Raw genomic sequence first — 14505 nt, forward strand, 5'->3', positions numbered from 1 at the left:
GATAGGGAAGGGGCATAGGGTTTATCCCTAAGTAAAAAAATGGATACTTTGCGGTAGAAAATCTGTAATTTTTGTTAAACTTTGGCTACAAATTCATAGCGTTACGATGGACTTTGAAATTCTCCAGACAGGACGGCTTTACCTGCGCAAATTGACAGGCGACCAATGGCAAGAAATACTCGAGCGATCTTCCGATCTGGAAGTCATCGATTTTTTGGGCGTGGCGCGCGAAGACCTTGCGAAAGAGCGTAAAAAGACCGAAAAAGGTTTCGAAACGCACAACAAATCGCTGCTTATTTTTCAGTTGGTCGACAAGCAATCGGGACAGATCATCGGTTGGTGCGGCTACCATACGTGGTATCTGGACCACGCGCGCGCCGAGATCGGGTACGGCCTGTTTGACGACGCGTTCAAACGAAAAGGATTGATGACCGAGGCCATGCGCGCCGTAATCGACTACGGATTCGACGCCATGCAACTCAACCGCATTGAAGCTTTTGTGGGTACACAGAACACCGCATCGCTCCAAACGCTCGCCAAATTCGGGTTCGTTCGCGAAGGATTACTCAAAAGCCATTACTTTAAAAACGGGGTCTACGAAGATTCGCTCGTGTTCGGATTGCTACGCAATTGATTGTTTTTTATCGCCATTGGAAGGAATAAAAAATAACAATAAAAAATAAACAATAAAATTAGTGGAACGCAAAGTTGATCAACACCGCACGCGTTTGCATCGAACTCACGTTGCCCGTCCAGGGACTGTTAGGGTCGGCGTCGGGGATGAGTTCGTTGCCCATGCCAAAAACGCCGCGTATCGACGGTGAAAATTTAAAGTATTCCAGGTAAAGGTCGATCCCAAATCCCACCTCGTAATTGTTGGTCATGCGCTTGACGCGAAAACGTCCCTGCTTGTTGTCGTCGAGCGATTTGGCGTTGCTCGAAAGGTTGAGCGTACTCGAAAATCCACCCACAAGATACGGCCGGATGTTGCCCGTGCGCAAGGCCGAAAACTTGAGCAGCAGCGGAAAGTGGATGTATGTGGCGGGCACCTCGCGCTTGCGGTCGGATTCGCGCGTAAGCAACGGATAGGTGAGGTTGCGCTGGGTGTAATACAGTCCGGGTTCGAAACGCAGGTGGAACGACTGCGTCAAACGCAAATCGCCGATGAGCCCTACGTTGAATCCGGTGGTACGGTCTACGACAATATCGGGTGCGACAGTCTTGTAGTCGAATTTATAGTCGAAAAAATTGAATCCGAGGAAATAACCCCAGTGCACGCGCTGTTTGTCGAAATTCTCAAGGTGGATGATCGGGTCTTTGCCAAAAAGCCGCAGTGGATTGTTTTGCGCACCCGCGTGCATGCTGCAACAGAACAGTATAAAAACAACTAACTTCTTCATATTATTTTTTCGAGGCCGAATAAATCGTCGCCACGCCAAAAGTTTGCGGACGGGCCGTAACGTCTATAAACCCAATTTTTCGTAAAATATTGTTCAATGCCTCGCCAAACGGGAAAACCGATGCCGATTCCGAAAGGTAGCCATAGGCGGCGCGGTCTTTCGAAAACAATTTGCCGATGACGGGCAGGATGTATTTGGTGTAAAAAAAGTACCCTTGCTTGAATGGGAACTTGGTAGGATTGGACGTTTCGAGGATCACGAAAATCCCGCCGGGTTTGAGCACGCGCAGGATTTCTGCCAGCCCTTTTTCGAGGTGTTCGAAATTGCGGACGCCAAAAGCCACGGTGATGGCATCGAAGCTGTGGTCTTCAAAAGGCATGCTTTCGGAATCGCCAAGTACGAGTTCGATGCGGTTTGACAGGTTTTTGTCGGCCACTTTCTTGCGCCCGACTTCGAGCATGCCTGCCGAAATATCGAGCCCGATGATTTTGGTCGCTTGGGTTTGCGCCATCAAAATCGCCAAATCGCCTGTACCTGTCGCAATGTCGAGGATCGCCTGCGGATTTTTGTCGGAAACCAACTTGAGCACTTTCTTGCGCCACGCGGTATCGATCCCAAAAGAAATCACGCGATTGAGCCCATCATAATTGCCCGAAATGTTGTCGAACATTTGCGCCACCTGCTCTTTTTTGCTCAGGGACGACGTTTTATAAGGCGTGACATTTTTTGACATGTGCGATTTTCGACAAAGATAGTACAATAAAAACGATTGCGAAACCGATGCGCATTTTTGTTAAAAGCCACTGTTCTTAAGCCGATTGAAACCGTGTTCGCGTTTTGCCACTAACCAAATTTGGTGAGCCGCCCACCAAATTTGGTGAAGCTGGAAATATACCCTAAAATGGGTATTGTGCGGTGCGAAATGGCTGTTTAATTTTACATCACATCAAACAATTAATCGACAGCAACATGTTATCAAGAATCATAGCAGCCGAAATCAAGTGGATCATACTGGCATTTGTGATTGCACTTATTCTTGTGAGCAGCGTCAACAGTGTCCTTGTCGCAGAGGACGCTAGTGGTGTGGTCAAGCCAACCTTCTTCGGGTTAAATTTGTTTATGGAAATTTTAGTTTTTTTCGTCTTTAGTACCTTTGTGGTATTTGGTATTAAGGGCTTTTTTGAGATGTATTCTCAGAAGGTGGCCAACATCATCATCTTCGTCACAGGCGTGATCATGACTGTTGCCATTTTCATTTTGACCTACCAGATTCTGTTTTGAGAGCCGGCTGCTTTTGATAACATAAAAAATCCGCCCATGGCGGATTTTTTATTGTATAGCTATAATTTATAGACCAGACGTTGTCGTTTCGAGACGCCAATAAACAATAACAATAAAAAATAAACAATTTTATTTGACGTACGTCTCAAACGTAAACGCCCACGCATGTTTGTCGTCTATGCCGTGCGGTTCTTCTGCAACCAGTTTCCACTCGGGGCCTATTTCGGGGAAAAAAGCATCGGCTTCGAAACTGGCGTACACGCGGGTGATCTCGAGTTTGTTGGCATAGGGTAAGGCCTGACGGTAAATTTCGCCGCCACCGATAATATAGATGTCTTGGTCTTTTGGTGGAATCTGTAGCGCTTTTTCGAGCGAGTGCGCCACGATGGCACCTTCGGGACGGTAGTCTTTTTGTCTTGAAATGACCACGTGCGTACGGTTGGGCAGTAATCCGGGAAGACTTTCAAAGGTTTTGCGCCCCATGACAATGTGGTGTCCGGTGGTTAATTTCTTGAACCGTTTGAAATCGTCGGGCAGGTGCCAGATCATACGATTGTCTTTTCCGAGTCCGTTGTTTTGGGCGACCGCCGCAATCAGTATCACCATTACGCCGGGGGATTGTCGTTGCCGTACTTGGTTTCGAGTTCGCGCAGCCTGTTTTGTTGCTTGGCGATCAGCCGGTCGATTTGTTGGCGCTCCCAATTCTTGTTCATGAACCGGTCGGAGATGTGCACCTTAAAGAAGTGCAGGATAAAAACAAACAACCAAATGCAAATGAGCCATTTGTACCATTGGTACGGCGCGCCCATCTGGAAAAAGTGATTGGCCACATAAGCGAACAAGCAACCCAACACACACACCACGAAGTGATAGTTGAGGTGTTTTTTTTGTACGAGCCGCTTTCGCGCGTACTCGTATTGTTCGTGTTGCTCTTTTTCCATCGGGTGTTTTTTGCGTCCTTAAAGATAAAATTTATTTTGAAACGCACGACTTTTGGTTTGCGGATAATTTAGTACGCCAACGTTTTCATTTTGAAATATCGGAATACAAATGATTTAAAATTAGTGATTTACGTTTTTTTTTGCAGACTTTCCATCATTTTCCTAAATCGAATGGGTATCGATAGAAACTCCGCAATAAATTTGTTTCTTTGCCGCATAAATCTAACAATGAAATAGTTATGGCAATCAAGAAACAATTCGTAAAGACCAAGCCAGTTTGCAAAGTGACTTTCAGTGTCGATGCAAAAGAAGCAAACGGCGTAGCTGTAGTTGGTGATTTCAACAACTGGGATCCTAAGGCAGGTGAACTGGGCAAATTGAAAAACGGTACTTTCAAAGGTACTTTCGATATCGACAAAGACGCATCGTATGAATTCAAGTACGTCATCGACGGGGCTTTCGTCAACGAGCCAGAAGCCGATTCGTTCCAATTCAACGCTTTCGCGGGATCAGAGAACAGCGTTTTGGCTTTGTAAAACAAAACTTATTTGAAAAGGAAATCCGCTCTTGGGCGGATTTTTTTTTAATATCGGTTGATCAAAATTGGAACCGACAGATAGGTTTCGGTGTTGATTCCTCTCGATTGCGCCGGATTCCAAGGCCCATAACTGGTCAGGATTTCACGAATCGTTTCGTCGGCCTGAGTGTCCTTGTAATCGAGTATCTCGATGTCGGCGATGTTGCCGTCGGCGCGTACGGTGAAGCTGACGCCAACCGTGACATAAGCTTTTTCTTTTTTCAAACTGGCGTTGTCGCGCATTGCGGTCTTAAAAAATCGATTGAAGTGCGCGATTCCTTTTTTAGGCTGCGCCGATACGAAGATTTTGTCGTATTTGTGCGTCTGCTTTAAGGAATCGGTAGAAATGCCGGACACCAATTCCCCTTTTTTATAGATTTCGACAAAAGTAAATCCGTCTTTGTAATCCGTTCCCCACCATTCTCCGCTTTTGACACCTTGGTCAAGGTCGCCCTCGGAAAACGAAGTAACGTCTTCGTCTGTAAATCGGCCCTTTCCATCAACCACCCGTTGGATGCCAATACGAGACCAAAATTGATTGATTTTGATTATCGGTTCGTCGTTCGATACGATGAATTCACATTCGGCCTTTTTACTGCCGCTCTCGTACCAAAAATAGGCCTTCCCATGGGGTAAATCTTCGCGGTATTGGAGTTGCGACTGCATTTTGCCGTTTTCGTAGTAACTGGTAAAGGGTCCGGTTTTGTTGCGCAAGTATTTATTGGTGTAAGTCCCTACCGTTTTGCGTTTGCCCGAGAGATAGTAATCGTAAACATTGCAGTGCAGCGTTTTTCCATAAAAGTTGACGATGACCCTAATGTAAGCCGCGTTTTCCTCCTTGGTAGGACGTTCAAGCGAATCGAGAAAGATCGTCAGGTTTTGTTCGGGTTGCGACCAGCCACTTAGATGAACCAGTAAAAGCAGTAATACGAGGCGCATCTTCTGTGTTAAACGGCCACCACGCCCTTAATATGCGGATGCGGATCGTAATCGACGAGCGTAAAGTCGTCAAATTTAAAGTCGAAAATGTTCTTGACTTCGGGATTCAAAATCATCTTTGGCATCGGACGCGGCTCACGCGACAACTGCAATTCGAGCTGTTCGAAGTGGTTGTTGTAGATGTGTGCATCGCCAAAGGTGTGGATGAACTCGCCCGGTTGCAAACCGCAAACCTGCGCGATCATCATCGTCAGTAGGGCATAGGAAGCGATGTTGAATGGCACGCCCAAAAAGATGTCGGCGCTGCGTTGGTAGAGTTGACAAGACAATTTGCCGTCGGCTACGTAAAACTGGAAAAACGCATGGCACGGCGGCAACGCCACTTTTCCTTCGGCCACATTCTCGGCAAAAGATTTCGAAGTATCGGGCAACACCGACGGATTCCACGCCGAAACGAGCATGCGTCGGCTGTTGGGGTTGGTCTTGAGCGTTTCGATGATTTCGGTAATCTGGTCGATTTCCTCGGAGTTCCAATTGCGCCATTGGTGGCCGTACACGGGGCCCAGATCGCCGGCCTCGTTGGCCCATTCGTCCCAGATCTTGACACCGTTTTCGTTGAGGTAGCCGATGTTGGTGTCGCCGTTCAAAAACCAAAGCAACTCATAAATGATCGATTTGAGGTGCAGTTTTTTGGTGGTCACCATCGGGAAACCTTCCGAAAGGTCAAAACGCATCTGGTAGCCGAAAACACTTTTGGTGCCGGTGCCGGTGCGGTCGCCTTTTTGGGTGCCGGTTTCGAGGACGTGTTTTACTAGGTCGAGGTATTGTTTCATGTTTTTAATATTTTAAATTTTAAATTTTGAATTTTAAATTGGGCGACCTCAAGATCATTTAAAATTTAAAATTCATCATTTAAAATAATTTAAAGTTCCCGCTTCGAGATTTCGTCGCGAATCTTCGCCGCCTTCTCATAATCCTCATCGTTGACCGCACCTTCGAGCAATTCGTGCAACTCGGCCAGCGAATGTTTGGCGTATTGGTTGCCCGATTGGTTGGTTTCTTCGAGCCCAAAGGTTTCGGGATTGGTGAGCACCTCGTCCTCGATGCTTTTGTCGCCGTCGGACGGGTTGGCCTTGAGGTAAATACCGGCTTTGTCGAGTATGTTCTTGTAAGTAAAGATAGGCGCGGCAAAACGCAGGGCAAGCGCGATGGCGTCGGAGGTGCGCGCGTCTATGATTTCTTCGATTTTGTCGCGTTCGCAAATGATGCTCGAATAGAACACGCCGTCGACGAGTTTGTGGATGATGACCTGCTTGACGACGATGTCGAAACGGTCGGCGAAATTCTTGAACAAATCGTGCGTCAGCGGACGCGGCGGCTTGATTTCCTTTTCGAGCGCGATCGCAATCGATTGGGCTTCGAAAGCCCCGATGACGATGGGTAGTTTGCGCTCGCCGTCGACTTCGTTCAAGATCAAGGCATACGCCCCGTTTTGGGTCTGGCTGTACGAAATGCCTTTGATGGTCAATTTTACTAAACTCATACTGCAAAAATACAATCTCTTATTGAAAGTAAAATGTTTTTCTAAAAATTAAACGATGGCCTTTGCTCGCGCGACAAAAGTTCGGTGGGTTGGTGTTTCAAGGGCGGACTTTTTGGTCGATCGAAAACTTTAACAAAATGTACAGATTATCTGTAGCCAAGTCTCGATTTTATTCCGTTGGGGTATACTTCCAATGCCCCCTTCCCTACAGCGAAGCTAGCCTAAATTTCAATACATCCATTACAGAAAAAACGTAAATCGACCAATCAAGCAAAAAAAATAAAAATCAATCGCCACAAACCTCGTTCGACGTTCGACCTTTGACATTCGACCACAAACAAAAAAGGCCATTTGAACTTCCATCCAAATGGCCCTTCAAGGCAAATAAACCAAAAAATTACGAATTGGCAGCCTTAAATTCTTTTAATTTCTGCGTGAGTTTAGGAACGATGTCGAACGCGTCGCCCACGATGCCGTAATCCGCTACCTTAAAGAACGGCGCATCGGCGTCGGCGTTGATCACGAGTTTCACTTTAGACGAGTTGATTCCGGCAATGTGCTGGATCGCACCCGAAATACCCACGGCGATGTACAAATTCGTCGCCACCGGTTTCCCGGTCTGGCCCACGTGCTCGCTGTGCGGTCGCCAACCCAAATCAGACACCGGTTTCGAACAAGCCGTAGCCGCGCCCAATACAGTCGCCAATTCTTCGAGCATGCCCCAGTTTTCAGGGCCTTTCATGCCGCGTCCGCCCGAAACGACGATTTCGGCGTCGGCAATCGTGACTTTTCCAGTTGTTCTGTCTACCGATTCGGTTTTGACGCCAAAATCCGCATCGTTCAAACTTGGCGAAAATTCCTCTGCTGCAGCGGCACCGCTCGCTTCAAAAACACCATAGGAGTTTTTGGCGAGTGCGATTACTTTCACATCGGTATTGATTTCGGTAATGTTGAAGGCTTTGTTCGAAAACGCATTTCTTTTCACCTGGAACGGCGATGTGCTCACCGGCAACCCAACCACGTTCGACGCAAACCCTGCGTTCAAACCAACGGCAACCAATGGCGCGAGGTACAAACTATCGGTTGTAGACGACAACAAAACGAGTTTCGTTCCCTCTTTCTCCGCCGCTTGTTTAATAACGTCTGCGTAGGCTTTCGCCGTAAAACCAGACAATTTATCATTGGATACTTTCAACACCTTATCCACGCCGTATTTCCCGAGTTCCGAGACATCACCTGCGTTGATCGTTACCACCGTGACGGTCGTTCCCATCGATTCGGCTACTTTTTTGCCGTAGGCCGCGAGTTCGAACGCGACTTTTTTGAATTTTCCTTCGGCAGATTCTGCGTATATTAATATAGACATTGTTTTATTTTTTATTGTTATTTTTTATTGTGCGTTCCCCTGCGGGTCGGGCTTTCCGCTGCAATCTTTTACGGCCTCCGCTGCGCTGCGGCCGCAAAAGGATTTCCGCTTCAATCCCTAACGCGGGCCTCTCCAAAATTTCTTTTCTATTCTTTGATTTGAATTTTTTTGTACCTAAAGCCCACTGGGCTTCCTCCTTTTAATTTCAAATCTCACGCAAATAGTCATAAAGTCTGTAAAGTCATAAGGTCATAAAGGCGGTCTTCGGGTTCGAAGTTCTCGAAATTAGTCCGGTCTTTGCCTTTACGACTTTAAGACCCTGGCTTCTTTATGACTTTTCGACTTTGGCTTCTTTACGACTTAAATGACTTTCGCCTCGTTGTGCAACGCGTTCACCAACCCATCAATATCGTCCGCGCTGAACAATTTCACCGCCGATTTTGGAGCCGGTTTTTCAAACTTTACTGCTTTGGTTTCCGCATTCGCAGCCGCCGGCTCAACGATATTCAAAGCTTTCGTACGCGCCGTCATGATGCCACGCATGTTCGGGATGCGCAAATCTTTTTCCTCGACCAAGCCTTTTTGCCCGCCGATGATCAGTGGCAATGAAGTCGCAACGGTTTCTTTTCCGCCGTCAATTTCACGGATAACTTTAGCGTTATTGCCTTCAACGGTCAACCCGATCGCGCCGTTCACGAAGTTGTAACCCAGGATTCCCGCAATCATGCCCGGAACCATGCCGCCGTTGTAATCGAGCGATTCCTTACCGGCGATGATCAAATCGAAGCCGCCGTTTTTGATGACGTCCGCCAATTGCTTGGCTACGGCAAAACCGTCGGTCGGTTGGGCGTTGACGCGGATGGCTTCATTAGCGCCAATCGCTAGTGCTTTGCGCAAGGTTGGTTCGGTATCGGCGCCGCCCACGTTCACTACGGTGACGTTCGCGCCTTGTTGTTCCTGGAACCAGATGGCACGCGTCAAACCGAATTCGTCGTTCGGGTTGATGACAAATTGAACACCGTTCGTGTCAAATTCGGCGTCGCCATTGGTAAAATTGATTTTGGAAGTAGTATCAGGCACGTGGCTGATGCAAACTAATATTTTCATTTAGAAAGGAATTAAAAAGTGATATCAGGCGCGAATTTAGGGAATATTTTCGAATAAAAGTCTTATGCGTGCATAATATTTTGACGATTTCAATCGATTTCGTTACGCGTCCATAGCCCCGATTGAAATGGAAATCCTTTTCGTGCAATGGCAATGGAGCGAAAAGATTGTAATGGAAAGCGGGATTAAGCTCCTTAAAAAAGATAAAAACCACGCAACAATTTCTGTTTTAATTCCTATTTTTGCGTTTCAAAATTCAGATACCAATATGAGAACGATACAATTCAGGGAAGCGGTTTGCGAGGCGATGAGCGAAGAAATGCGCCGCGATGAGTCTATTTATTTGATGGGCGAGGAAGTCGCGGAATACAACGGGGCGTACAAAGCTTCGAAGGGCATGCTCGACGAATTTGGCCCGAAACGCGTCATCGATACGCCGATTGCAGAACTTGGATTTGCGGGAATCGCAGTCGGTTCGGCCATGAACGGCAACCGTCCGATCGTCGAATTCATGACGTTCAACTTCTCGCTCGTGGGTATCGACCAAATCATCAACAACGCGGCCAAGATGCGCCAAATGTCGGCGGGACAATTCCCGATGCCGATGGTGTTCCGCGGCCCGACGGCCTCTGCCGGACAACTCGGTGCGACGCACTCGCAGGCGTTTGAAAACTGGTTCGCGAACACGCCGGGCTTGAAAGTGGTCGTTCCATCTACGCCATACGACGCCAAAGGCCTTTTGAAATCGGCCATCCGCGACAACGATCCGGTCATCTTCATGGAATCGGAGCAAATGTACGGCGACAAGGGTGAAGTGCCTGATGGCGAGTACACGTTGCCTTTGGGCGTAGCCGATACCAAGCGCGAAGGGACAGACGTCACTGTTGTTTCGTTCGGAAAAATCATCAAAGAAGCTTTGATTGCCGCCGAAGAATTGGCCAAAGAAAACATCTCGGTAGAAGTGATCGATTTGCGCACCGTGCGCCCGATGGATTACGACGCCATCATCAACTCGGTCAAAAAAACCAACCGTTTGGTGGTGTTGGAAGAAGCGTGGCCGTTTGCGAGTGTCGCTTCAGAAATCACGTACATGGTGCAGGAGCGCGCATTTGATTACCTTGACGCGCCAATCCAGCGCATCACCACAGCCGATACGCCGGCGCCGTATTCGCCTACACTTTTGAAAGAGTGGTTGCCGAATTCGAACGACGTTGTTAAGGCGGTGAAGAAAGTACTCTACAAGAAGTAATTTTCGTTTTAAGATAGTGAAGCCGGAGCGTAAGTTTCGGCTTTTTTTTTGGAGCTTTTTCCCGCTTTCCGTTGCAATCTTTTACGGCCTCCGCTACGCTGCGGCCGCAAAAGGATTTCCACTTCAATCGGGGCTAGGGGTGAACTGCGCTGCTAGAATCAATTCCAAAACCGGACGTTTTGAAATTCTAAGAAGTTCCCGCTGCCGCGGGTCTACTTTTAGCTCACCAAAATAATATTTGGTTTTGGTGTTCGCTGAACCTCGCAAGCTCGGTTTGTCTCGCAACAAAAGTAACAAAAATGCGTAGCGGCACACTTTCTCGGCTAAAAATCAACTCCGTTCGCTAAGCCAGCTGAACTCGCTGCGCTCAAACAGCACCTGGCTTTTAACGCTCACTGCGTTGATTTTCTTAACGCCTCGCCAGTGAAGGCCTCGCCAGACAGGAAAGTAATATTTGCATTTTTGGCTTTCTGGCGAAACGCCAAAAATCCGCACGAGGAATGTTTGTTGAGAGTTGAACGAATCGTTTCGCTTGGGACGTTCGTCATGCGACGTCCTCCGCGGGGAAATATCTTCCGGCTACGATAATCTTCCCGGCGCGTTGGACGAACGCCCAAAGCGAAAGATGAACTTTCTTTTTACGACAGACTTTCTTCGTGAGGTTGCGCGCTTTGGTCGTGGCAGGCGGGCACCTGCGGCTTGAAGCAGGCGTTAAAAAACAAATTGTGTTTGAGGCGCAGCCGAGTTAATTTGTTTTAGCCAGCGAAAGCCAGTAGGTCGCCGAACGACCGCGCGCCAGGCATTTTTGCTACTTTTGTTGCCAGACAAAAGTAGACCCGCGGTAGCGAAGTGCGCTGATGAAATCAGCGCCACAATTTTATCATTTTACTACTAACACAAAACAAAAAAACCCACTATATTTACACTCCGTCGCCAAGACGCACATCACCCTATGAATAAACTCCTCTCGTGTTGCCTTTTCCTCCTTCTTTCGTTTGCGGTTGCGGCCCAAACCAAAGTCAGTGGTGTTGTGCTCGACGACACCGACCAGCCGGTGCCGTACGCCAATGTGGTGTTCAAAGGTTCGAACCAAGGCATTGTGACCAACGAAGACGGGCGTTTCTATATCGAGTCCGATCAAACGTACAAGACCATTGTCGTGTCGTTCGTGGGCTTCGAAACCAAGGAAGTGCCGCTTCCCAAGGCCGTCAACTACGATTTTGTCGTCAAGCTTGGCGGCGAGAAATTAAAGGAGGTCGTGATTTACAGTGGCAAGACGTCCAAAAAAGACAATCCGGCGCTCGACATTTTGCGCAAAATCTGGGCGCGCAAAAAAAAGAACGGATTGCACATGTTCGACCAATACCAGATGGAGAAGTACGAAAAGGTCGAATTCGACATGAACTCGATCGATTCGGCGTTTATGAAACAAAAGATCTTCAAGGGTATGGAATTCATTTTCGACCAGGTTGACACGTCCGACGTGACCGGGAAAACCTACCTGCCGATCTTTATCAACGAAGCGCTGTCTAACGTTTACGGCGACAATAAACTCAAGAAAATCAAAGAGATTTTAAAGGCCAACAAAAATTCTGGGTTTAGCCAAAACCAGCAAATCATCGCATTCATCAAAGATTTGTATTCAGATTACGACATCTACAACAATTACCTGACGTTTTTCGATAAAGGCTTTACGAGCCCGCTTTCGCGCACCGGCATCGACGTCTACAATTATGTGCTGACCGACACGGCCTACATCGACAACAAATGGTGCTACAACATCGTCTTTTATCCGCGGCGCAAAAACGAACTCACGTTCAAGGGCGATTTTTGGGTCAACGACACCACGTTTGCGATCAAGAAAATCAACATGGCCGTCACCAAAAGCGCCAACATCAACTGGGTCAAGGACATTTACATCGAGCAGGAGTTCGAGGTGTTGAACGATTCGGTGTTTTTGCTGACCAAAGACTACATGATGAGCGATTTTGCGCTCAACAAAAAGGAAAAATCCAAAGGCGTCTACGGCAAGCGGACGACGTTTTTCCGCAACCACGAATTCAACAAACAAAAGCCCGCCGATTTTTACAAACAGGAGGTCAATTATGTCGATCCGTCGGTGTACGTCAAGCCCGATGAATTCTGGGAGCAGAACCGTTTCGAAAAACTATCGAAGGACGAACAGGGCGTTTACAAAATGCTCGACACGCTCAAGACGGTCAAGAAATTCAAGCAGATTTACAACCTCGTGTCGATTCTCGGCAGCGGCTACATCGAATTCGACCGGCTCAATTTTGATTACGGCCCGATCTTTTCGACATTCGGCTACAACGAAGTAGAAGGGTTCCGATTGCGCGCGGGCGGCCGGACTTATTTTGGCCCGAACGATACGTGGCGTTTGCAAGGCTACACCGCCTACGGTTTCGACGACAACAAATTCAAATACGGGCTTTCGGGCAAATGGATGATTGACAAGAAAACGCGACTCATCATCTCGGGCGGCAACCGGCGCGACATCGAACAAATCGGCGCGAGTTTGACCACGACCAACGACGTCTTGGGCCGCAGTTTCGCCTCGTCGTCGCTGTTCTCATCGGGTAATAACGGCAAGCTCACCAACATCAACCTGACGACTTTTGGGATTGAGATTGAGCCCTGGAAAAACTTTGTGTTCGGCACGCAATTGTCCTACCGCACGCTCGAATCGGCGTCGCCCACGTTTAGCCTCGATTATTACACCGATGCGACGCGAACCACCACGCGCGGCGACGTCAAGCAGTTCGAAGCCGCGGTACAAATCGATTACACGCCTGGCCGAAAAACCGTTGGGTTTGGCGTAGAGCGCAGCATCGTAGACAATCCGTTCCCGCGCATTTTTGTCAACTATGCCGCGGGTTACAAGGGCATCGCCGACAGCGATTTCGACTACCAGCGCCTGCAATTGTATTACAAACAGCCGGTGCTGATTGGCCCCATCGGGCGCAGCAATTTCATCATGGAACTCGGCAAAACGTTCGGTACCGTACCGCTTGGGCTCATGAGTATCGTGCCCGGCAACCAGACGTATTTCACGATCGAAAATACTTTTTCGAACCTCAATTTCTACGAATTCGTTGCCGACCAGTACGCGACGTTCCAGTGGGAACACAACTTTCACGGCAAATTATTTGCACGCGTGCCGGGCTTGCGCAAACTCAATTGGCGCGAAATCGTCGGGATCAAGGGCGTGGTCGGGTCGGTTTCCGATGCGAACCGGGCGATCAATGCGTCGGGCCTGATTTACAATGCGCCAACCGATGGGTATTGGGAATATTCTGCCGGTATCGGCAACATTTTCAAAGTCTTCCGTTTGGATTTTTCTTGGCGCGGGAATTACCTGAATATGCCGGATGCGCAGAAGTTTGCGATCAAAGGGGCGTTTGGTTTTTATTTTTAGGAGCTGTTTCCCGCTTTTTGTTTCAATCTTTTCAAACGCTTTTGCAAAGCGCTTGAAAAGGATTTCCACTGCAATCGGGGCTATGCTGCCGCAGGCTTTCTTTTGTCTTGAAACAAAAGAAACAAAAATTCAAGGCCCGCAAATCCCAGCCTCAAAAACTACGTCGGTTCTCACTCCAAACCGCTAACCGTTCGTTGTTTTGCTGGTCGCAAACAACTCAGCTCTACGCAGTTTTGCCGTTCGAACCTTCCTTGTTTTTTACGGCCAGAATTTGATGGCCGCTGGCGCTCACGGAAAGTATAGTTTGATTTTTTGGCTTTCTGACGAAGCGCCAAAAAATTCTCACGTAGAACTTTCGTTTTTTTTTGGTCGAATCGTTTCGCTTGGAACGTTCGTCGTGCAACGTCCTCCGCGGGGAAATTCGTTCTAGAACGACAATCTTCCCGGCGCGTTAGACGAACACCCAAAGCGAAAAATGAATTTTCTATTTTCGATAAACTTTCTTCGTGAGGCTGCGCGCTTTGGTCGTGGCAGGCGGAGGGCCGAGCGTAAAGAAACAGTCCAGAGGACTGTTTTAGCGAAGGAGCCAGGAGGCGCGTTGGCCCGGCTTGAAGCTGGCGTTAAGAAACAAATGGTGTTTGAGCGAAGCGAGTTCATTTGTTTTAG

Annotated in this window: 14 protein-coding genes; 5 read left to right on the top strand and 9 right to left on the bottom strand. The window is 48.0% G+C overall.

Annotated elements, in window-relative coordinates:
• Positions 1 to 106: 106 nt before the first annotated feature.
• A complete protein-coding gene (locus tag BLP55_RS07815) occupies positions 107 to 634 on the top strand; it encodes a GNAT family N-acetyltransferase (RefSeq protein ID WP_091141780.1) in 528 nt (175 codons plus the stop codon).
• 58 nt (positions 635 to 692) lie between these two features.
• Here the strand turns inward: BLP55_RS07815 and porT are convergent, their stop codons facing one another.
• Positions 693 to 1400, bottom strand: coding sequence for a type IX secretion/gliding motility protein PorT/SprT (gene porT, locus BLP55_RS07820; protein ID WP_091141781.1), 708 nt, complete (start codon positions 1398 to 1400; stop codon positions 693 to 695).
• Between the two features lies 1 nt (position 1401).
• Complete coding sequence (gene ubiE / locus BLP55_RS07825) at positions 1402 to 2133, bottom strand: bifunctional demethylmenaquinone methyltransferase/2-methoxy-6-polyprenyl-1,4-benzoquinol methylase UbiE (RefSeq protein WP_091141782.1); 732 nt, start codon at positions 2131 to 2133, stop codon at positions 1402 to 1404.
• Positions 2134 to 2369: 236 nt separating this feature from the next.
• Between ubiE and BLP55_RS07830 the strand changes: the two genes are divergently transcribed.
• Positions 2370 to 2681, top strand: a complete 312-nt coding sequence (locus BLP55_RS07830) for a hypothetical protein (RefSeq protein ID WP_091141783.1) — start codon at positions 2370 to 2372, stop codon at positions 2679 to 2681.
• Between the two features lie 129 nt (positions 2682 to 2810).
• Here BLP55_RS07830 and BLP55_RS07835 read toward each other — a convergent pair whose 3' ends face one another.
• Both BLP55_RS07835 and BLP55_RS07840 read right to left on the bottom strand, forming a co-directional pair.
• Entirely contained in the window at positions 2811 to 3287 is a 477-nt protein-coding gene (locus BLP55_RS07835; protein WP_091141784.1) for a dihydrofolate reductase, read from the bottom strand.
• Entirely contained in the window at positions 3287 to 3622 is a 336-nt protein-coding gene (locus BLP55_RS07840) for a 2TM domain-containing protein (RefSeq protein WP_091141785.1), read from the bottom strand. Before BLP55_RS07840 ends, BLP55_RS07835 begins: the two co-directional genes overlap by 1 nt.
• Before the next feature lie 239 nt (positions 3623 to 3861).
• Between BLP55_RS07840 and BLP55_RS07845 the strand changes: the two genes are divergently transcribed.
• Complete coding sequence (locus BLP55_RS07845; RefSeq protein WP_091141786.1) at positions 3862 to 4158, top strand: isoamylase early set domain-containing protein; 297 nt, start codon at positions 3862 to 3864, stop codon at positions 4156 to 4158.
• Between the two features lie 47 nt (positions 4159 to 4205).
• On the opposite strand, the gene BLP55_RS07850 is transcribed toward BLP55_RS07845, so the two are convergent.
• The 5 genes from BLP55_RS07850 to BLP55_RS07870 all read right to left on the bottom strand — a co-directional run bounded on the left by BLP55_RS07850 (position 4206) and on the right by BLP55_RS07870 (position 9154).
• Positions 4206 to 5138, bottom strand: a complete 933-nt coding sequence (locus BLP55_RS07850) for a hypothetical protein (protein ID WP_091141787.1) — start codon at positions 5136 to 5138, stop codon at positions 4206 to 4208.
• Positions 5139 to 5146: 8 nt separating this feature from the next.
• Positions 5147 to 5971: a thymidylate synthase gene (locus BLP55_RS07855; RefSeq protein ID WP_091141788.1), complete on the bottom strand. Its 825-nt coding sequence runs from the start codon at positions 5969 to 5971 to the stop codon at positions 5147 to 5149.
• An 89-nt stretch (positions 5972 to 6060) separates the two neighbouring features.
• On the bottom strand, positions 6061 to 6681 hold the full coding sequence (locus BLP55_RS07860) for a bifunctional nuclease family protein (RefSeq protein WP_091141789.1): 621 nt from the start codon (positions 6679 to 6681) through the stop codon (positions 6061 to 6063).
• 397 nt (positions 6682 to 7078) lie between these two features.
• Positions 7079 to 8047 (bottom strand): electron transfer flavoprotein subunit alpha/FixB family protein, encoded by a 969-nt coding sequence (locus BLP55_RS07865; protein ID WP_091141790.1) that lies wholly within the window; start codon positions 8045 to 8047, stop codon positions 7079 to 7081.
• 360 nt (positions 8048 to 8407) lie between these two features.
• The gene (locus tag BLP55_RS07870) at positions 8408 to 9154 is read right to left on the bottom strand and encodes an electron transfer flavoprotein subunit beta/FixA family protein (protein WP_091141791.1); all 747 of its coding nucleotides are present in this window, start codon (positions 9152 to 9154) and stop codon (positions 8408 to 8410) included.
• Between the two features lie 172 nt (positions 9155 to 9326).
• Between BLP55_RS07870 and BLP55_RS07875 the strand changes: the two genes are divergently transcribed.
• Together BLP55_RS07875 and BLP55_RS07880 are read left to right on the top strand one after the other, a co-directional pair.
• The gene (locus BLP55_RS07875; RefSeq protein ID WP_262494179.1) at positions 9327 to 10403 is read left to right on the top strand and encodes a pyruvate dehydrogenase complex E1 component subunit beta; all 1077 of its coding nucleotides are present in this window, start codon (positions 9327 to 9329) and stop codon (positions 10401 to 10403) included.
• A 952-nt stretch (positions 10404 to 11355) separates the two neighbouring features.
• Positions 11356 to 13839 (top strand): DUF5686 and carboxypeptidase-like regulatory domain-containing protein, encoded by a 2484-nt coding sequence (locus BLP55_RS07880; protein WP_091141792.1) that lies wholly within the window; start codon positions 11356 to 11358, stop codon positions 13837 to 13839.
• The last annotated feature ends 666 nt before the right edge of the window (positions 13840 to 14505 follow it).

This window comes from Flavobacterium caeni, assembly GCF_900101895.1.
Lineage (GTDB): Bacteria > Bacteroidota > Bacteroidia > Flavobacteriales > Flavobacteriaceae > Flavobacterium > Flavobacterium caeni.